The organism is Sphingomonas sp. SORGH_AS_0789, from assembly GCF_031453055.1.
GTDB lineage: Bacteria > Pseudomonadota > Alphaproteobacteria > Sphingomonadales > Sphingomonadaceae > Sphingomonas.
On the sequence record NZ_JAVIYV010000001.1, the window covers coordinates 3658983 to 3679568 of the forward strand.

Sequence of the window (20586 nt, forward strand, 5' to 3'; positions counted from 1 at the left end):
CAGCGGCCTTCCGGATTTCCGAAATCAGAAGCGATACCGCGCGCCGACCAGATAGCGTGCCGAACCTTCGGCCAGATACCAGGTGTTCATGCGGTCGCGACCATAGGTCTGCACGCCTTCTTCGGTCAGGTTGATCGCCTCGAAGCCGAGCGCGAAGCGCGGCGTCAGGTCGAAGCTCATGGACAGGTCGAGCTGGCCATAGGGCGCGGTGAAGACCGGGTTGCGGTCGCCGCCGCGGTTGATGTCGCTCAGGAACTTGTCGCGCCAATTGTACGACAGGCGCATCGATATGCCGTTCTTGTCGTAGATCAGCGTGGCATTGGCGGTATCCGACAGGCCGACCAGCGCGAAGGTGTTCACGCTGGGGTCCGCCGCGATATCGATGCCGATATTGCCCCGGACCAGCGTATAGCTGGCCGCGATGCCGAAGCCGGTCTCACCCAGGAAATACTGACCCGCCAGCTCGACGCCATAGATATGCGCGTCGCGATTGTTGATCGGCGTGTTGACCGCGAAATTGAACAACGGGTCGCTGGCATTGGGGCTGATGTCGACCTGGCTCAGGATCGAATCGACGAAGCCCTGGTTCAGCGCGCGGCTCTGCATGTTGTAATTGGCCGCGAACTGCGCGTTCGCCGCCGCCACATTGCCCGCATTCTGTTGCAGCAGGGCGGTGTAGGTGAACAGGTTGACGTCGGTGATGTCGGCGCCGAACGTGTTGGTCAGCTGCTCGCGCGCCGTGCCCGAGCGCGTGCCCGCTTGCCCCGAGGTCGCGTCGCGCAGCCCGAACAGGTTGCGGTTCACCACCGTGTTGCCGATGAAATTATGCACCCGCTTGTCGAAGAAGCCCGCCGACAGGAAGACATCCTTGCGCGGATACCATTCGACCGACACGTCGATATTGTCCGACGACAGCGGCAGCAGGCCGGTATTGTTGGCCGAACCCGTCGCGATGCCGCCGATCGCGGTCGGCCGTCCCGGCGCGCCGACGCCCGTCGAGGCGAAGAGGTTGCCGTACGGCGCCCGCGAGATCGTCTTGCTGTAGGATGCGCGCGCGAACAGATTGTCCATCACCTCGATCTTGGCGTCCACGGCGGGCAGCCAGTTGTTGTACGATCCCCGCGCCGTGATCGCCTGGCGATCGGTGCTGTTCTGGAGCACGAAGTCATTGTCCGCGGTCCACACGATCGCCAGCGGCACCGGCTGCAACGACACGGCGTGCACCTTGGTATTCTCATAGCGCAGGCCGGCCACGATCTGGACGTTGCGGCCGAACACCTGCCCGTTCCAGCTCCCCTGGAGATAGCCGGACCAGATATTCTCGCGCACCGAATTGTCGCTGTTCGCGTCGATATTGTTGCGGTGGTCGACGCCGTCGTTCGTCACGCCGGAATAATAGTTGAACAGCGTATTGTAGAGCTTGGTCGCATCCTGGGTGCGGAAGGCGATCTGGGTGTTCGGGTCGGCGTTCGGATTGTTATGCTCGAACTTGCAGGTATTGCAGAACTGGAAAACCTGCCCCGGTGCCAGTCGCGCGATGTCGGGCGGCAGCGAGTTGCCCCAGTCGCCCAGCACCTGGCGCGTGTTGAACTGGGTCTGGCGGGTCGTCGTGGTGCGGTAATCGACCCCTGCGTCGAGCCGGATCTGATCGGTGAAGTCCCAGGCGGCATCGGCACGCAGCTCGCGAATCCGCTGCGTCTGGTTCGAGGCGAATTGGCGCTGCACCGCGCTTGCCAGATCGCCGACGTCCAGTACGCCGTTGTTATTGCCCTTGATGAAGGGCTGGCCGGTCGGGGTCGTGCTCTGGGTGCCGTCGTTGATCGCCAGCGTCTGCTGCGGGAAGCCGTTCTCGGTCCAGCGCAGCGTGTGGCCGGTCACGACCGGCGCGTTGATCGCGACGGTGGTCGAAGTCTGGCCGTTGGGATTGTCGGGCAGGCTCTGCGCCTCGCCGATATGGCCGTCGACCGACAGGGTGAACCGATCGCTCGGCTTCCATTCGATGTTGCCGCCGACATCGTACAGCCGGTTCTTCTGCGCGCGGTACGCCTGTTCGAAGGCCGCGTCCTTCACGCCGTTGATCGTCTCGGCCAGGAACTGGGTGGTGGCGACGCCGTTGCTGGCGTCGTCGAACGTCACCTCGCTGAACGGCCGGTTGAACCAGTTGGACTGGCTCGAGCGGCGCTCCGACTGGCGCAGCTGGGCATAGAGACCATCGGCGGTGAAGGTCAGCGTATCGGTCGGGCGGAATTGCAGGATCGCCTGGCCGTTGATCCGCTCGCGGCTGGCCTCCGAGAAGTGATAGCGGAAGTCGTTGGGCACCGATACCAGCGGGTTGCCCGTCGGGCGGTTGTTGATCTTGGTCGCGCCGTTGACGAAGCCGTTGGCCGGGTTGAGGAAGTCGTTGAGCGAGCGGATATTCCAATTGTCCGGCGCGACGCTCGCAAAGCTGAAATTGCGTTTCTGATAGCTGCCGAACAGCGACACGCCGACGCGCTTCTCGCTGTCGGACCAGCTGACCGTGCCCGACGCCTCGGGCGTGACGCGCGCGCCGCAGTCGATGCAGTCGGCCGAGCTGTTGTCATAGCTGCCCTTGACGCCCAGCGACCCGACCAGCCCGGTATCGGCATTGTCGAGCGGGCGGCGGCTGACCACGTTGACCGTCGCGCCGATACCGCCCGACGGGATCGCGGCGCGGCCCGTCTTGTAGACCTCCAGCGTCTTCACCCCTTCCGAGGCGAGGTTCGAGAAGTCGAACGAGCGCCCGAAGCCGCCCGCACCGTCGCCGCCCTGGTCGCCGCCGACCGCGACGATATTGGACGTCGCCAGCTGGCGGCCGTTGAGCGTGACGAGATTATATTGCGCGCCGAAGCCGCGCACCGTGACGGTCGAGCCTTCGCCGTTGCGCCGGTCGATCGACACGCCGGTGATACGCTGCAACGATTCCGCCAGGTTGGTATTGGCGAACTTGCCGATATCCTCCGCGCTGATCGCATCGACGACGCCGTTGGAGTCGCGCTTGATCGCGATCGACCGCTCCAGCGAGGCGCGGACGCCGGTAACGACGATGTCGCTCGAATTGGTTTCGGGCTGGGGATTGGTCGGGCTCGACTCGCCCGGCGGCGGCGTCTGGCTGCCGGTATCGGCCTGGGGCGTGCCTTGTTGCGGTTCGGCCGGTGCCGTCTGCGCCTGCCCCTGGGAGGCCAGCAGCAATCCCGCCGTGAGCCCCAGAACCGATGTCGAGCGCACGAGCACGCGCGCAAGCGTCTTCCCCTTCATGTCACCTCTCCCTTTGCGACCTTCACGGACCGCGTTTCACCGATCGCGTCGGCGTATTATTTTGCCATATCACGCTATACGGCATGACATCGGTGTCAACAAAATTGACCGGCGCCGGGATCGCCCGGTGAATCAACCGGATGACTGTGGTTCCGCCGCCACACTCCCCTTGTCCTTCGCGACGGGAGCAGCGCGTTTCGCGGGGCGCGCCGTCGGCGTCCCGATGCTTTCCGGACTTCGCGACGACGGTATCGATCGCCCGTCTCCTATCGAGACTGCCCCGGGGGCACGGCATGATTGCGGGCCGCATCCGATTGCATAAGATGACGCCATATGGGACGCTTGACCCCGGCGTGCCGCTCCTTGTCTTCCGGCCGGATGTTTCGATGAAGGCGCTTACCATCAAGGACGTGGCCCGGCAGGCCGGCGTTTCCCCCAAGACCGTCTCGCGCGTCATCAACGGCGAAGCGCATGTCCGCCCGGCGGTGCGCGAGGCCGTCGCGCGCGTCGTGGCGGAATTGAACTACCGGCCCAACACGTTCGCCCGCAGCCTGTCGAGCACCCGCTCCTTCCTCATCGGGCTGTTCTTCGACGACCCGGCGTGCAGCTATGCCAATGACGTCCTGCTCGGCGCGCTCGAGCGGGCGCGATCGCTCGGCCGCCATGTGGTTATCGAGACCGTCTCGCTCGACCGTTCCGACTGGCAGGCGAGGCTGGAGGACAGCCTGGTCGGGCTGAAACTGGGGGGTGCGATCCTCACCCCGCCCATCTGCGACTGCGCCGACCTGATCGCGATCTTCGAGCGGCATGCGGTGCCCGTGGTCCGCATCGCGCCGGGCAATGATGTCGACCGGACACCCTATGTCAGCATCGACGACCGCGCGGCGGCCCGCACCATGGCGGAGCATCTGATCGCGCTGGGCCACCGCCACATCGCTTTCATCAAGGGCAATCCGACCCATAGCGCGACCCATCGCCGCTGGCTTGGGTTTCGCGATGCCATGGACGCCGCCGGGATAGCGCCCGACGACCGGCTGGTGGTCCAGGGCGACTTCACCTTCCGCTCCGGCATCGTCGCGGCGGAGGCCCTGCTACATGGCCCCCGCGCACCCGACGCGATCTTCGCGAGCAACGACGAGATGGCCCTGGGCGTGCTGGTGGCCGCGATGCGGGCACAGATCGCCGTGCCGCAGAAATTGTCCATCGTCGGGTTCGATGACGCCCAACTGGCCCGCATGGCCTGGCCGCAGCTGACGACGATCCGACAACCCAATTGCGACATGGCGGCGGCCGCCGTGAGCCTGCTGGCAGACCGCAGCGATGGTCCGGAGAGCGCCCGATCCTCGATCAAGCTTCCCTATGAGCTGATCGTCAGGGCCAGTTCCTGCGGCTCTTGAGGGCGGATGGCGAATGCCAACGCCGCAATGAACCGGGAGGGGTGAGCGGCGGAACAAGGATGCCCGCCATCATCGCGATGCAGGGCGCTATCACACCAGCAAACGGTGCCCGCGCCGAGCAACGTCGGGTGCTCCCCGCAAGGGGTACGTCATGTTCGCGATGATGAAATGGTCGGGGAGAGAGGATTCGAACCTCCGGCCCCTGCCTCCCGAAGGCAGTGCTCTACCAGGCTGAGCTACTCCCCGACTAGAGAGTACGGATCGGTTTTCAGAGCCTTTCGGGAAGGCCGATCCGTGCTGGAGGCGCGCCAATAGCCAGCGGCTCGGATCGGTGCAAGAGGTTTTTTCACCGAAACGAAATTTCTCTTACAGGACCCGCTCCATCCGTCCCGCCAGATCGACGATATATTGCCAGGCCACCCGCCCCGAACGGCTGCCGCGCCGGGTCGCCCAGTGGACCGCCTCGGCCCCGTCGAACGGCAGGTCGTGGCGCTCGGTATAGGCGCGGACGATCGCCAGATAGCCGTCCTGGTCGAGCGCGTGGAAGCCCAGGCTCAGGCCGAAACGGTCGGCGAGCGCCAGCTGGTCGTCCACCACGTCGCGCGGATTGATCGCGCTGTCCTGCTCGCTCAGGTCGCGGGGCAGCAGGTGGCGGCGATTGGCGGTGACCAGCAAGCGGACATGCGCGGGCCGCGCCTCCGCCCCGCCGTCGAGCAGCGAGCGCAGCTTGCGCGCCTCGCCCGCCTCGTCGAAACCCAGATCGTCGATGAACAGCGCAAAGGCGCGGTCCACCCCTTCCAGCAGCGCGAACAGTGTGGGCAGGCTGTCGAGCGTATCGACCGACACCAGCGCCAGACGACCGGGCCGCGCCGCCTGTACCGCCGCGACGCTGGCCTTCACCAGCGCCGACTTGCCCGTGCCCCGCGCGCCCCAGAGCAGCACGTCCTGCGCCGCATGCCCGTCGGCCAGCCGGGTCAGATTGGTGAGCAGCGCCTCGCGCTGACGGTCCAGCCCCTGCAACAGGTCCAGCGGCAGCGGCGCGAAGCCGCGCACCGGCCGAAGCACGCCGTCACGCCACAGATAGGCGGGATGCGCCAGCGGATCGGCGGAGGCGATGGGCGCGGGGGCCAGGCGTTCGAGCGCGGCGGCGATGCGCTCCAGCACGGAAACGGGAAGGTCGGTCATGCCCGCGCTTCTACGGCGCGGATACCCCGCTGCAAAGACCGGCGGGCGTCAGAGCGCGGCGCGATGCCCCGCAATGACCGGATTGCCGGGAGCGAGCGCCAGCGCCTTGTCGAACAGCTGACGCGCGCCCTCCGTCTCGCCCGCCGCCGCCAGCGCCACGCCATAGGCATCCGCCGCCGCCGCGTTCATCGGAGCCAACCCATAGGCCACGGCGCCGTAACGCCGCGCGACCAGCCCGTCCCCGGCCCCGGCATAGGCCAGCGCCAGATCGTGGAGCAGCGCGACGTCGTCCGGCCCCAGCTGCATCCGCAATCCTTCGAGCGTTTCGATCGCGGCATCCCATTCCCCGGCGGCCAGCTGCCACCGTCCGAGCAGACGGCGCGCGGGCACGCTCTGCGGGTTTTGCGAGAGATACAGGCCGAGCGCGACGGCGGCATCCCTAGCCCGCCCGGCTCGCCCATAGCCGTCGACCAGCCGCAACATCGTCGGCTCGTCGAAGGTCAGATCGGCGGCACGGGCATAGGGGCCCAGCGCCTCCGCCGGGCGGCCGATGGTCGCCAGCACATCGCCATAGGCCAGCAGCGCGGCCGGGGCGCCCGGCGTGGCGCGGACCAGCGCCTGCGCTTTGGCAAGCGCGCCTGCCCGGTCCCCCTGGCTGGCCAGCGCGCGAATGACCCCCAGCGCATAGGTCGGGTCGGTCGGCGAGGTTTCCGCCGCGATGGTCAGGTCGCCCAGCGGGCGGTCGGGGCGAAAGATCGCCGCTTCGCCGACATGCGCCTGCGCGATCCGGTCGACCAGGCCCGCCCCCTCCCCCGCCGGGGCCGCGAACGCCGCGAGGCGCAGCGCATAGCCATCGGCATCCACGCGGCTCAGGATCGGGCGAAGCGTCGCCAGCGCGGCCGGGCGATCCCCCGTCGCGATCTGTGCCGCCGCCAACAGGCGACGGGCGGCGACGTTCATCGGCTGCATCGCGACGAGCCGCCCCCACACCCGCACCGCCCGCTGCGGCCGCCCCTGGGCATAGGCCAGCAAACCGTTGAGCAGCACGACGGCGGGACGATAGGACAAGGCGCCGCGCGTCTGCTCCAGCACGCCCTCCGCCAAGGCGAAACGCCCGGCCCGCGCGGCGATCACCGCCTGGAGGTAGAATGCCTCGGGACTGCCCGGCTCGGACACCAGCGCCCTGCGGGTCGCCGCCAGCGCATCGCTCAAACGGCCGCTATCGCCCAGCGTCGCGGCATAACGGATCAGCGCCGGATGATAATAGGCATCGCGCCGTAACGCCGCCTCGAACCAGGGCAGGCTCGCCGCCAGACCATAGCGCGCGCGCACCACCTCGGCCTGCAGGGTCAGCGCCGCCGGATCGGCGGGGGCCAGCGCGGCGGCGCGGGTCGCGGCCTCGCTCGCGCCCAGCATGTCGCCCGCACCGAACCGGCTGCGACCCAGATCGGTCCAGCTTCGCGCGTCGTTCGGAAAGCGCGCCACGACCGCCTGCAACATCCGGCGAAGCGTCGCGCCACCGGCGCGGGCGGCACGAACCTGCGCGGCGGCGCGCATCATCGCGGCGTCCTGCTGCGCGGGCATGCGATCGACCGCCTCTTGCGCGCCCGCCAGATTGCCCAGCGACCAGCGCGCCTCCGCCCGCCCGGCCAGCGTCTCGACCTCTGGCACGCCGTCGGCCAGCGCGCGGTCCAGCGCCGCCTCCGCCGTCACCCCCTGCCCCAGCAACAGGCTGGTCCGGGCAAGCATCATCTGCGCCGGCCCCGAGCGCGGCGCGGCAGCCGCGGCCTGGAGCGCCTGGTCGTGCGCGGCGTGATAATTGCCCGCCTCCAGTGCAACGCTCGCCTTGCGTAGCGCCAGCACGGGGTCGACCGGCGGCCTGGCGGTAAACAGCTGGACCAGCAGCGCCCCCACCGCCAGCGCGATCGCCGCCAACACGGCGATCAGCCGGACGCGAAGCGGCAACCGCCCCCGACGCCAGAGTCGCCGCTTGCGCCGCAGCATCGGATAGGGGCTGGCCGCCGGGGCGCCCGGCCCGGCCGCGTCGCTCACCGCGCGCCCGACGGCCACAGGATGACCCGCAGCGTCTGGAGCAGGATCAGCGCGTCGAGGAAGGGCGAATAATTCTTGGCGTAGTACAAGTCATATTCCAGCTTGTGCCGCGCATCGTCGATCGAGGCGCCATAGGGATAGTTGAGCTGCGCCCATCCGGTGATCCCCGGCTTTACCATATGCCGTTCGGCGTAAAAGGGAATTTGCTGTTCGAGCTGTTCCACGAATTGCGGGCGTTCGGGGCGCGGGCCGACAAAGCTCATCTCGCCCTTCAGCACCGACCAGATCTGCGGCAGTTCGTCGATCCGGACCTTGCGGATGAAGCGGCCGACACGGGTGATGCGCGGATCGTCCTTTTCCGCCCAGACCGCCTGCCCGGCCAGTTCGGCATCCTGCCGCATAGAGCGCAGCTTGGGAATGTCGAACGCCTGGTTGAACAGGCCGACACGGCGCTGGCGATAGAAGACGGGCCCCTTCGACTCCAGTCGGATGGCGATGGCGGTGATCGCAATGATCGGCACCGCCGCGATCAGCAGCACCAGGCTGACCGTGACGTCGAACGCCCGCTTGAGGATCACCGAGCGGACGCGCCCCGACGAGAAACCGTCGGAGAAGATCAGCCAGCTATGGCTGACCGAGGCCAGGTCGATCCGCCCGGTCTCGCGCTCCAGAAAGCTCGACAGCTCGAACACCTGCACGCCCGCCGTCCGGACACGCAACAGGTCCTGATAGGGCAAGGCGCGGCGGCGTTCCTCCAGCGCCAGCACGACCTCGACCACCTCGCGACCGACGACGAACGCCTGGAGATTGGGAATATCCTCGCGGTGAATGGCCTGTGGCAGCACCCTTTCGGCGTCGGACATGGCGATCACCCCGACGACCAGGAAATTGGCGCCCGGCCGCTCGGCCAGCTCGACGATCTGGGCGGCGCGGCGCCCCGCCCCCATCACGATCACCCGCCGCTTGAACCGGTCCCCGCCCAGCAGCCGCCCCAACGCGCCACGCATGACGACCAGCAGAAGGATCGCGAACATCATCGCGAACAACAGGCTCGATCGCCAATAGGAGACCGCCGGAAAGAAGAAGAAGATCAGCGACAGGAAGATGACGCCCAGCGATACCGCGACCATCAACCGCGCCGCCGCGAAGCGCAACGACAGAAAGGACGCGGTCGAATAGGCCCCCACCGCCAGCAGCGCGACCTGAAGCGGCGCGGCAAAGCTCAATATCTGCGGCCAGCGGTCGATCGCCGCACCGACCGGATAGCCGATCTGCCAGGCCCGCAACCGCCACCCCAGCTCGGAGGCGAGCAGCAGCAGCGTGAAATCGACCAACCCGAGCAGCAGAACCGCATGGGGGACATAGTGTTTGAACACACGGATCATCGACCGGACGCTACTCGTCACCCCCCTGAACGCACGACTGTCCCAATTTTTACACGGAATGACAAACGAAGCGTGAAGATATGCGTTATGGGCGCGTTATAGGCGAAACCGTCATCCGATCGGCGATGGCGGATCAACAAAGGGGCATTCATGCACAATCCGATCGTTCCGGTCATCCTGTCCGGCGGCTCCGGCACGCGACTGTGGCCCATGTCCAAGCCGGAAATGCCCAAGCAGCTGCTCGCGCTGACCTCGGACGAGACCATGTTGCAACTGACCGCGCAACGCACCAATTCGGAAGACTTCGCGGCACCGATCATCGTCGCGGGTCAACGTCATGCCGATCTGGTTGAGAACCAGCTGGTCGCCGCGGGCACCCCGGCCCAGGCGCTGATCCTCGAGCCGGTGGCGCGCAACACCGCGCCCGCCATCGCACTCGCCGCCCTCGCCGCCAAGCCCGAGGACGTGCTGCTGGTCATGCCGTCCGACCATGTCATCGCCGATCTGGACGCGTTCCATGCCGCGATCCGCGCCGCGCTGCCCATGGTGTCGCAGGGCTGGCTTGCGACCTTCGGCATCTCGCCCGACAAGCCCGAGACCGGCTATGGCTGGATCCAGGTCGGCCGCGAGATCGCGCCGGGGGTCAACCAGGTCGCGCGCTTCGTCGAAAAGCCCCGCCTGGAACGTGCCGAGGCGATGCTGGCGCGCGGCGACTATGCTTGGAACGGTGGCATCTTCCTGTTCCGCGCCGACCGCTATCTGGAGGAACTGGGCCAGCACGCCCCCGAAATGCTCGTCGCCGCCGAAAAGGCGATGCGCGGTGCCACGCATGAGGGCAAGCGCATCTGCCCCAACGAGGCCGACTTCGCCGCCTGCCCGTCCGATTCGATCGACTATGCGGTCATGGAGCGCGCCGATCGCGTCGCGGTGGTGCCGGTCGCGATGGGCTGGAACGATGTCGGCAGCTGGGACGCGCTGCACGCGATCAGCGAGCTGGACGGGTTCGGCAATGCGCATCGCGGCGAAGTGCTGGCGATCGATACCAAGAACTGCCTGATCCGCACCGACCGGGTACGCGTCGCGGCGGTCGATGTCGAGAATCTGATCGTCGTGGCGAGCGGCGACGACATCCTGATCCTGCCGCGCGGTCGCAGCCAGGACGTCAAGAAGCTGATCGAGGCGATGAAGCGCTGATCCCCGACCGGCGGGCGGCCGTCCTGGTCGCCCGCCGGTGTCAGCCGGGGCGCCGGTCGAGCGCCGCGAGGATATCCGCGACCGTGGTGGGCAGGACGCCCCGCTCGGCCAGCCGGTCGAACACCGCATCCCACCACCGGTCGAACTGCGCCCGGTCGCGCGCATCGCGGACATAGGGGGTATGCCCCGGCTCCAGCGTCGGGGAATGAAAGGAAAGGACCAGCACGCGGATACCGTCCTGCAAGGACCGGTCGATCCCCGCCAGCGCATCGGCGATACCCACCCCTTCGGGCGTCAACGGTATCCGGTTGAGCAACCCCGCCCGTGCCAGCATTCCGCGACCATATGGGACCTGCCCCGTGCACCGATGGAGGCGCGGTCCGCATCGCCGCAAGCGCCCGTCGAACACGCTGGTCAGCGGCAACTCGATCATCCCGTCACGGCGAAAGCCATGCGCCGCGATGCCGCCGAAATCCATGCCCCCTTCGTCGCCATAGTCGTGCAGCGCGCGCATCGAGCTGTCGATCCGATAGCCCCGCTCCGCCAACAGGCCCAGCGAGGACGACCCCAGCCCATAGCGCCCCGACCGGAAGATGCGCGGCCCCGTGCCGAAGCCCTGCGCCAGTGCCTCGGTCAGCGTATCGAGCTTGGCCGCCTCCAGCGCGAGGGGCAGGTTGCCCGCATGGCTGGTGAAGGGGTCGACCACCTCCCGATAGGGCGGGGTGACCCAGGCATGAAGCTGCGCCCCGATTTCCGACCGCCCGTCGTTCAGACACTCGGACAGGATCGCGACCGACGCCGGATCGACCGCGACCGGATAGTCGACCATGCAGGTCAGCCCGACGCCCGACGCGGCAAAACGCCGATGCGCCGCCGGGAAGGCCCGCATCGCCGTCGTCGCGCGGTGCCGCCGGTCGAGCGGCGCGGACCAGTCGAATTCCTCCTCGACATCGACGGTGACCAGGAAGCGGGTGCCGAAATCGGCGGGCCAGTCGATCCGTTCCTCCGCGCTGGGCGGGTCGGGGCGCCAGGGCCGGGTCGACATGGCCGGCTTCAGCGGCGCGACGCCTGTCCCGCGCGCTGCTCCCCGCCGAGCGGCAGTGCCAACACGACCCGGTGGAGCCCGATGGTCAGGCCGCCCCCCATCTCCGCGCCCAGCTTGTCGATCAGCCGCAGCGAAAAGCCGGTGCCGAGCAGCGGCGCGCCGTCACGCTGATCCTCGTCGCCCGCCTCGCTGAGCAGCGCACCCTCGGTCTCGACGGTCAGGGCCAGCGGTCGGTCGACGCGAAGCACCGCCATGCCCTGATCGATCGCCAGCCCGGCGGCCAGCCGCTCGCCGACCACGCAATTGGACAGCAGGACAGAGAACAGCCGGGTGATCAGCCGCTCGCTCGCGCGGTCATCCGCCAGGGCGGTGATCGCCTGCTCGGGCGCCTCGAACCGGATTTCCGCACGGCGCAGTTCGGCCAACGGGTGGAGTTCGGTCAGGATGCGCCGGATCAGCGGCTCCAGCGGCACGACGGTCGGCCGTAGCTCGAGCACCCGTCCCTCGATCCGCGCCGCCGTGTCGAGATCCTCGACCGAGGCGAGCAGGTCCGCCGCCATCGACCGGATGGCCGATGCCCGGTCGCGATAGACCGGCGCGACGGGTCCGAGCAGTTCGCTTTCGATCAGCTCGGCAAAGCCCGCCACCGCATTGGCGGGGGTGCGGAGTTCATGGACCAGCTGGCGCAGCGAATCGGACGAGGCCTTGTCCGACGCCGTGTCGGCGCCGACCGCATTGGCGATCTCGTCGCGCCGGGGCCGCCGCCCGCTGCCGCGATAGCCCAGAAACTGGCCGGTCAGCGGGTCGAAATAGGGCATGGCCGAAACCCGCCACGATCCCGCCGCTTCCGATGCGCCGCCAATCTCCAGCCGGGCGTCGCGGAAGGGCGAGCGGCGACGAAACGCCCCCATCGCCACGCCGTCGAACTGCGCCAGCCCCTGCATCACGGTCTCGGCGATGCTGACGCCGACCAGCGGCCCGCGCGCGACGCCATCGACGCCCAGGATCAGTCCGCGCGTGTCGGTCTCGAAATCGAAATGCGCCGGGCCCGCATGGCTCGGGGTCGCCCCCGCCACTTCTTCGCGGCGCTGGTTGAACGCGTCGATCCGCGCGACCAGATCGGCGATCTCATAGCGCGGGGGGGCGGAAGCGGGCTCGGCATGGCGCATCGCCTCGGCCATGAAGGGCAGGGTCCGGGCCACCTGCCCCAGCGCCACGAACGGCGTGGCGGGCTGGGTCGGCACGGGATCGAGCAGGATCGACAACGGCGGCTGTTCGGCGACCGGCGGCTCCTGCGGCGGCAATGGCGCAGCGGCGGGCGGCGGCGGGGGCGTGTCGCGGGCGATCGGCCAGCTTTGCGGCTGGGATGGGGTCGGCGCCACGGTGACGGGTTCGGGCTCAGGCTCGGGATCGGCCACCGTTTCCGCGCCGAAGTGCGGCAGGACGAAATCGACCGCGCCGAAGCTCTCCAGTCCCCGCTGCACCGTTTCCGACAAATCTCGACGATGACGGAGGATCGATCGGGTGCCGGGCGTCAGCCGGGGCAGGATCGCCAGCCAGTCCGCATCCGCCAGGGTCACCGAGCGCAGGACTGGCCCCGCGACGGGCAGATCGTCCTGGGCGAAGAAGGCGACCAGCGCGACCGGTGCCGGGCCCTGACGCAGCATGCGGGCGCTGGCGGCCCGAACGGGCTCGGGCACGATATCGCGCAACGCCGCCAGTCGCGCCAGCATCGGCGGATCCGCGGGAACCCGCCCGCGACTCATCAGGTCGACAAGCTGCCGCCAGGCAGTCTGCGCGCCGAATGGCGTCGCAGTGTCGGCCGAAAGAATCGTCGCCAGACTGTCGTCGAACCGCACAGAGCTCCCTTTACGCTTGGGCCATGGCCCCCGAGGACCCTGACGTAACGTCTTTATCCTTCCAACTGGTAACCTGCAAATATCACGCGACATGCCGTTGCAAAGTGAGACAATTGCGGTAGTGCGTAATTTTCTTATATCCAGCCGCAAACGAACATAGGGAATCGGCTTTTTATGTGGAGTATCGTGTAATGGCGCTCGATCGTATCGATCGGCAGATCCTGGCGCTGTTGCAGGCCGATGGCCGTATGACCAATGTCGAACTCGCCGAACGCGTCGGCTTGACCGCCCCGCCCTGCCTGCGTCGCGTCCGCGCGCTCGAGGAAGCGGGGGCGATCCGGGGCTATCACGCCGATCTGGACGCCGCGCGTCTGGGCTTTCCGATCACCGTCTTCGCGATGGTGTCGCTGCGCAGCCAGGCCGAGCATGACCTGGCCGCGTTCGAGGCGCATGTCGCGGGTATTCCCGAAGTGCGCGAATGCCACATGCTGAACGGCGAAATCGACTTCATCCTGAAGATCGTCGCGTCGGACCTCAAGAGCTTCCAGGAAATCCTGACCGGGCATCTGACACCGGCGCCCAACGTCGCCAGCGTCAAGACCTCGCTGACCATTCGCACCGCCAAGCAGGTGTCGGGGATTCCGATCGAAGCGGACTGACCCACGGGTTTTCGGCAAGACAGGAAACCGGCCTTCCGCGAGGGGGGCCGGTTTTTTTCTTGGGCCTCGATTTGCCGGGGCAATTCCATTTCCGGGGGATCGCGTGGCCTTCGACTTCGCTCAGGCTGAACGGAGGGCGGGACGCGGGCGGCGCCTGGGGCTGCTGACCCGACAGCTGTTCGCGCTGAGCGAGGTCGAAGCGCACGCCCTGCGGCCTCCCTCCAGGCGAGCGCAATCCCGTGGCCTTCGACTGCGCTCAGGCTGAACGGAGGGCGCGGCGCGCGCGGCGCTTGGGGCCGCTGACCAGACAGCCGTTCGCGCTGAGCGAAGTCGAAGCGCGCGCCCTGCGGCTTCGCGCAATCCCGTGGCCTTCGACTGCGCTCAGGCTGAACGGCGGGTGGGAGGGAGTTTCGCCCCCTCCCCCCGGAACGAAAAAGGCCCCGGCTTTCGCCGAGGCCTTTCCGCAGGACAGGACCGCGCCGACCGGATCGGCGTGGAGTTGACCTTATGCCTGGGTCGAGAGCCAAGCCTTCCAGAAGCCCGCCAGATCGGCGCGCGGGGCGCTCTTCACGGCGTCGAAGGCGGCGATCGCACCGGCCTTGTCGCCCTGCGCGGCGAGCGCGATGCCCAGGCGGGTGTTCACCTCGCCCGCATCGACACCGCCCTTTTGCAGCGCGGTGCGGTACAGCTCGGCCGCCTTGGCGTAATTGCCCTGGCCGTAATAGGCCTCGGCGGTCAGCGCGGCGAGCTTGCCGTCGCCGGCCGACTTGGCGCGCGCCTCGGTCGGGGCGAGCGAGCCTTCCTGGCGGCTCTTGGCGGCGGCGGCGGTCAGCATCGCCTTGGCGGTGGCGTTACCGGCGGGGATCTTGCCGGTCGCCATGCCTTCCTTCAGGACCGCTTCCGCCTCGGCGGGCAGGCCCTTGTCGGTCGCATATTGCGCATATTCCATATAGTCGTTCTGGTCGGCCAGCGACTTGGAGGCGCGCATCAGGCGGAACAGGTCCAGCTTCTGGTTCTTGTCCAGCGTCGCCAGCGAACCCGGCTGCAGGCCATAGATGACCAGCGCGTTGCGCCAGTTCTGCGGCGTCGGATAGGCGACGATCCACTTGCGCATCCAGGTCAGCGTCTCGGGGACCATCTTGCTCTTGTTGGCGCGACCGATGGCGTACTTGTAATAATCCTCCGGCGCCTTCTGGCCCGAGGCGTTCATCTGGTCGATGGTGGTGGCCAGCGCGGCGTTCGCGCCCGCGACGTCGCCCGTCTCCATTTTCGCCTTGACGATCAGCAGCGGCAGGTTGGGGTCGTTATAACCCAGCTGCTGCGCCTGTTCGAAATATTTCAGCGCGATCGGATACTGCTTGCCGTTATAGGCCAGCGCGCCGCGACGATAGACATAGCGCGGCTTGTCCGTCACCGGGGTCGAAGGGCTGGCGATCAGCACGTCGAGCGGCTTGGCGAGCGGGGCCTCGTCGATCGGCGCATTCGGGTTCGCCTGTTGGGCGGCGAACAGCTTGCCCGATTCGAGCTCGTAGCGCATCGCGGCCGCGATATACTTGTCGTCCTCGGTCTTGGCCGCGGCCTCGACCGCCGACACCAGCGGATCGGCGGCGGCATAATTCTTCTGCTGCAGCACCGGCTGTGCCGCCTGCGCCGCCTTCAACGCCTCGGGGCTGAGCTTCAGGCCACCGGCTTCCTGCTCCTTGCCCTTCTTCTGCGCGACGGCCGGCGCGGTCAGCGCAACGCCACCTACGCCCGTCGCAAGCACCGCCGCCAGCGCGAGTTTCGGAATGATTTTCATGCGAATTCTCTCCAAGAATAGAGCCTGTCAGGTCCGGAACCGTCGATGGCGCGCTTGTAGGGACAGGTCTCGTCCCGTTCAAGCAAAGCGATGATGCGTGCCACCCTATCCGTCAGCCGCTGAACGCGGATTGAACGCGAACGCTCCGCCCGCTAGCGCGTGCGCCATCATGATTGCCGTCATTTCCCCCGCCAAGACGCTCGATTACAAGAGCCCCCTCCCCGATCTCGCCCCCACCCGTCCGCATTTCGCGGTCGAGGCGGACGCGCTGGCCGCCGCCGCTGCGGGCCTCGGCGAAGAGAAGCTGTCCGCGCTGATGCGCATCTCGCCCGCGCTCGCCAAGCTGAATGCCGAGCGGTTCCGCGACTTCGCCGACGCGCCCGAGCGGCCCGCGATGTTCGCCTTTGCGGGCGACGTCTATACCGGGCTGGAGGCCAAGACGCTGGACGAGCCCGCGATCCTGTTCGCGCAAGATCATCTGCGGATGCTGTCGGGGCTTTACGGGCTGCTCCGCCCGCTGGACGCGATGCGTCCCTATCGATTGGAAATGGGCACGCGCTGGGCGCCGCGCGGGGACAAGCTGACCGACTGGTGGGGCGACCGGATCGCCACGCGCCTGGCCGAGGAAGTCGAGGCGGAGGGGACCGGCACCATCCTGAACCTGGCCAGCCAGGAATATTGGCATGCCGTCGACGGCAAGCTGCCCGCGTCCATCCGCGTGATCGGCGTCGATTTCCGCGAGGGCGACCGCTTCGTCAGCTTCCACGCCAAGAAGGCGCGCGGCGCCATGGCGCGCTGGATGGTCGAGCATGCCATCACCGACACCGATGCGATGCGCGGTTTCGATAGCGACGGCTATGCGTTCGATGCCGAGGCGAGCACGCCGACCCTGTGGAGATTCGTGCGATGAGCGAGTGGAAACGGGCAATCGTCATCGGCGCCTCGGGCGGGATCGGCGCAGCCCTTGCCGACGCGCTGGAGGAAGAGGGGATCGCAGTCGCCCGCTTCGCCCGCTCGATGACCGGCGACACGCATATCGACCTGGAGGACGAGGCCAGCATTGCCGCCGCCGCCGCGCGGATCGCCAGCGGCCCTGCCCCCGATCTGGTGATCGTCGCCACCGGCCTGCTGCATGACGGCGAACAGGGGCCCGAAAAGGCGATCGACCAGCTGTCGCCCGCATGGCTGGCGCGCAATTTCGCGATCAACGCGATCGGCCCTGCGCTGGTCGCCAAGCATCTGCTGCCGCTGATGCCGCGCACCGGCAAGACGATCTTCGCGGCGCTGTCGGCGCGGGTCGGATCGATCTCCGACAATCGCATGGGCGGCTGGTACGGCTATCGCGCGTCCAAGGCGGCGCTGAACCAGTTCATCCGCACGCTGGCGATCGAGCACAAGCGACGCAACGACCGTTCGATCGTCGTCGCCCTTCATCCCGGCACCGTCGATACCGCGCTGTCCAGGCCGTTTCAGGGCAATGTCCGCCCCGGCGGCCTGTTCGCCGCCGACCGCGCCGCCGTGCAACTGCTCGACGTCCTCGACGGACTGCGCGCGCCCGACAGCGGCAAGCTGTTCGACTGGGAGGGCAAGGAGGTCCAGCCCTGACCCGTCAAACCCCTTGTTACGACAACGTCTGTTACGACAACGTCATGACAGAATAGTAACATTTGCGACATGTCGCCGAAACCGCCGGGGCGGCACAAGATCCTGGCTGGTCGCCGTTTACTCCCGTCGGCGACCAGCGCCTCGACAAGTCCCGCGATCCTGCTGCCCGGGGAGAGCATAGGCGCCGGGCCCATCCCCGCCGACCCGCTCCGTGCCCGCCGTTGCTCCCGAACGGCCCCTCGCGAATGGGGTCGCGCGGGGGTGGTCAGGCGGCTCACGCTCGGCTAGTACCCTTGGTTCCCATCTGACCATCAAGCCGGAAAGCAACAGACTTTGGCCGACGAGACGACCCTCGCGGAACCTTCCGATATTTCGACGATCTCCATCGTCGACGAGATGAAGTCGAGCTATCTCGACTATGCGATGAGTGTAATCGTGGCGCGTGCGCTGCCCGATGTGCGCGACGGCCTGAAGCCCGTCCATCGCCGTATCCTCTATTCGGCCGCCGAGAGCGGCTTCGTCGCGGGCAAACCGTACCGCAAGTCGGCGCGCATCGTCGGTGACGTCATGGGTAAATATCACCCGCACGGCGACAGCGCGATCTATGACGCGCTGGCCCGCATGGCGCAGGACTGGTCGATGCGCGTGCCGCTGATCGACGGCCAGGGTAACTTCGGCTCGATGGACCCCGATCCGCCCGCCGCGATGCGTTACACCGAAGCGCGTCTGGCCAAGGTCGCCAACTCGCTGCTCGACGATCTCGACAAGGACACGGTCGACTTCCAGCCCAACTATGACGGCTCGGAGCGCGAACCCTCGGTCCTGCCCGCGCAATACCCGAACCTGCTGGTCAATGGTGCTGGCGGTATCGCGGTCGGCATGGCGACCAACATCCCGCCGCACAATCTGGGCGAGGTGGTCAATGCCTGCCTGGCGTATATGGAAAACGGCGCGATCACGGTCGAGGAACTCAACGAGATCGTCCCCGCCCCCGACTTCCCCACCGGCGCGCTGATCCTCGGCCGTTCGGGTGCGCGGTCGGCCTATCAGACCGGGCGCGGGTCGATCATCGTGCGTTCGCGCCACGAGATCGAGGAAGGGCGCGGCGACCGCCGATCGATTGTTCTTACGGAAATTCCCTATCAACAGGGCAAAAATGCGCTTGTTGAAAAAATTGCCGAAGCCGCGCGCTCGCGCAAAGACCCGAAAAATGGAAAGTCTGAAAAGGCACTGGTCGAGGGGATCAGCGACATTCGCGACGAGTCGAACCGCGAAGGCGTTCGCATCGTCATCGACCTGAAGCGCGACGCGACCCCCGAGGTCGTACTCAACCAGCTGTGGCGGCACACCCCCGCCCAGACCAGCTTCCCGGCCAACATGCTCGCCATTCGCGGCGGGCGGCCCGAACTGCTGAACCTGCGCGACATCATTCAGGCCTTCGTCCAGTTCCGCGAGCAGGTCATCACCCGCCGCTCCAAGTTCGAACTGGCCAAGGCGCGCGAGCGGGCGCACATCTTGCTGGGCCTCGTCATCGCGGTGACGAACCTGGACGAAGTGGTGCGGATCATTCGCGGTTCGGCCTCGCCGGTCGCCGCGCGCGAGGCGCTGCTTGCCCGCGAATGGCCGATCGCCGAGATCGCGCCCTATATTCGCCTGGTCGAAGCGGTCGAGAGCGAGGGCTTTGGCGATACCTATCGCCTGTCCGAGACCCAGGTTCGCGCCATCCTCGACCTGCGTCTGCATCGCCTTACCGCGCTGGGCCGCGACGAGATCGGCGACGAGTTGAAGGGTCTGGCGGACTCGATCACCGAGCTGCTGGAAATCCTCGCCAACCGCGTGAAGCTCTATGAGGTCATGCGCGGCGAGCTGGTGGCGATCCGTGACCAGTTCGCCACCCCGCGCCGCTCGGAGATCGCCGCCGCCGCCGATGGCATCGACGACGAGGACCTGATCGAGCGCGAGGACATGGTCGTCACCGTGACCATGCAGGGCTATATCAAGCGCACCCCGCTCGACGCCTTCCGCGCGCAGAACCGGGGTGGCAAGGGCCGCTCGGGCATGGCAACCAAGGACGAGGACGTCGTCACCGAGCTGTTCGTGACCAGCACCCACACGCCGGTGCTGTTCTTCTCGAACCATGGCAAGGTCTATCGCTACAAGGTGTGGCGCCTGCCCGAGGGCGGGCCTGCCACGCGCGGACGGCCGATGGTCAACCTGCTGCCGCTGGCACCGGGCGAAACCATCTCGACCGTGCTGCCGCTGCCCGAGGACGAGGCGGAGTGGGGCAAGCTCCACGTCATGTTCGCCACCGCCAAGGGCGCGGTGCGCCGCAACTCGATGGACGCGTTCACCAACGTCCCCTCGAACGGCAAGATCGCGATGCGCTTCGACGACGAGAGCGAGGACCGGCTGATCGGCGTCGCGCTGCTCGGTGCCCAGGACGACGTGCTGCTCGCCACGCGCTGCGGCCGGGCGATCCGCTTCGCCGCCGACGATGTGCGCGAGTTCCAGAGCCGCACCTCGACCGGCGTGCGCGGCATCGCGCTGAAGGGCGAGGACGAGGTCATCTCGCTCTCGGTCCTGCACCGCGTCGGCACCACCCAGGAAGAGCGCGAGGCTTATCTGCGCTTCGCCCCCTGGAAGGGCGAGAAGGAAGGCGAGCCCGAGCTGTCGGTCGAGCGGTACGAAGAGCTGCGCAACTCCGAGCAGTTCATCCTGACCGTCTGCGCGAACGGCTATGGCAAGCTGTCCTCGGCCTATGAATATCGCCGCACGGGTCGCGGTGGCCAGGGCATCACGAACATCGACAATATCGCCCGCAACGGCGATGTCGTCGCCAGCTTCCCGGCATCCAAGGGGCATCAGCTGATGCTGGTGACCGATCAGGCCAAGCTGATCCGCATGTCGCTGGCGTCGCTTCGCGTCATCGGGCGCGGCTCGGCGGGCCTGCGGCTCTTCAACGTGGCGGCGGGTGAGCATGTCGTCTCGGCCGCGCGCATCGAGGAGACCGAGGAGGATGCCGAGATGAACCTGGCCGACGGCACGTCCGACATCGCGCCCGAGCCCGACGCGGTCGTCGGCGAGAACCTCGCCGCCGGACCGGAGGATGGCGAGTGAGCCATCCGGCGACC

Annotated in this window: 13 protein-coding genes and 1 tRNA gene; 6 read left to right on the forward strand and 8 right to left on the reverse strand. The window is 67.6% G+C overall.

Translation table 11 applies throughout. The features are described 5' to 3' along the window. Positions 1–24 precede the first annotated feature (24 nt). A complete protein-coding gene (locus tag QE360_RS16550) occupies positions 25–3276 on the reverse strand; it encodes a TonB-dependent receptor (protein WP_309703323.1) in 3252 nt (1083 codons plus the stop codon). A 386-nt stretch (positions 3277–3662) separates the two neighbouring features. Between QE360_RS16550 and QE360_RS16555 the strand changes: the two genes are divergently transcribed. Next, on the forward strand, positions 3663–4673 hold the full coding sequence (locus tag QE360_RS16555; RefSeq protein WP_309703325.1) for a LacI family DNA-binding transcriptional regulator: 1011 nt from the start codon (positions 3663–3665) through the stop codon (positions 4671–4673). A gap of 169 nt (positions 4674–4842) precedes the next feature. On the opposite strand, the gene QE360_RS16560 is transcribed toward QE360_RS16555, so the two are convergent. The 4 genes from QE360_RS16560 to QE360_RS16575 all read right to left on the reverse strand — a co-directional run bounded on the left by QE360_RS16560 (position 4843) and on the right by QE360_RS16575 (position 9295). Further along, positions 4843–4919 (reverse strand) — tRNA-Pro (locus QE360_RS16560). 120 nt (positions 4920–5039) lie between these two features. Then, a complete protein-coding gene (locus QE360_RS16565; RefSeq protein ID WP_309703327.1) occupies positions 5040–5858 on the reverse strand; it encodes an ATP-binding protein in 819 nt (272 codons plus the stop codon). A 48-nt stretch (positions 5859–5906) separates the two neighbouring features. After that, entirely contained in the window at positions 5907–7910 is a 2004-nt protein-coding gene (locus tag QE360_RS16570) for a tetratricopeptide repeat protein (RefSeq protein WP_309703328.1), read from the reverse strand. Next, entirely contained in the window at positions 7907–9295 is a 1389-nt protein-coding gene (locus tag QE360_RS16575) for a TIGR03013 family XrtA/PEP-CTERM system glycosyltransferase (protein ID WP_309703330.1), read from the reverse strand. Before QE360_RS16575 ends, QE360_RS16570 begins: the two co-directional genes overlap by 4 nt. Before the next feature lie 150 nt (positions 9296–9445). Between QE360_RS16575 and QE360_RS16580 the strand changes: the two genes are divergently transcribed. Beyond that, positions 9446–10489: a mannose-1-phosphate guanylyltransferase/mannose-6-phosphate isomerase gene (locus tag QE360_RS16580; RefSeq protein WP_307098067.1), complete on the forward strand. Its 1044-nt coding sequence runs from the start codon at positions 9446–9448 to the stop codon at positions 10487–10489. Between the two features lie 40 nt (positions 10490–10529). Here the strand turns inward: QE360_RS16580 and QE360_RS16585 are convergent, their stop codons facing one another. Continuing rightward, a complete protein-coding gene (locus QE360_RS16585; protein WP_309703333.1) occupies positions 10530–11534 on the reverse strand; it encodes a polysaccharide deacetylase family protein in 1005 nt (334 codons plus the stop codon). A gap of 8 nt (positions 11535–11542) precedes the next feature. Then, positions 11543–13393, reverse strand: coding sequence for a HAMP domain-containing sensor histidine kinase (locus QE360_RS16590; protein ID WP_309703335.1), 1851 nt, complete (start codon positions 13391–13393; stop codon positions 11543–11545). Between the two features lie 191 nt (positions 13394–13584). Here QE360_RS16590 and QE360_RS16595 point away from each other — a divergent pair, with 191 nt between their 5' ends. Continuing rightward, entirely contained in the window at positions 13585–14052 is a 468-nt protein-coding gene (locus QE360_RS16595) for an Lrp/AsnC family transcriptional regulator (protein WP_042487895.1), read from the forward strand. A gap of 505 nt (positions 14053–14557) precedes the next feature. Here the strand turns inward: QE360_RS16595 and QE360_RS16600 are convergent. Continuing rightward, entirely contained in the window at positions 14558–15850 is a 1293-nt protein-coding gene (locus QE360_RS16600) for a tetratricopeptide repeat protein (RefSeq protein WP_309703337.1), read from the reverse strand. 169 nt (positions 15851–16019) lie between these two features. On the opposite strand from QE360_RS16600, the gene QE360_RS16605 reads away from it, so the two are divergent. The 3 genes from QE360_RS16605 to gyrA all read left to right on the forward strand — a co-directional run bounded on the left by QE360_RS16605 (position 16020) and on the right by gyrA (position 20572). Continuing rightward, a complete protein-coding gene (locus QE360_RS16605; protein WP_309694650.1) occupies positions 16020–16760 on the forward strand; it encodes a peroxide stress protein YaaA in 741 nt (246 codons plus the stop codon). After that, positions 16757–17455, forward strand: a complete 699-nt coding sequence (locus QE360_RS16610) for an SDR family NAD(P)-dependent oxidoreductase (RefSeq protein WP_309703340.1) — start codon at positions 16757–16759, stop codon at positions 17453–17455. Before QE360_RS16605 ends, QE360_RS16610 begins: the two co-directional genes overlap by 4 nt. Before the next feature lie 333 nt (positions 17456–17788). Then, entirely contained in the window at positions 17789–20572 is a 2784-nt protein-coding gene (gyrA, locus tag QE360_RS16615; protein ID WP_309703342.1) for a DNA gyrase subunit A, read from the forward strand. Positions 20573–20586: the final 14 nt, after the last annotated feature.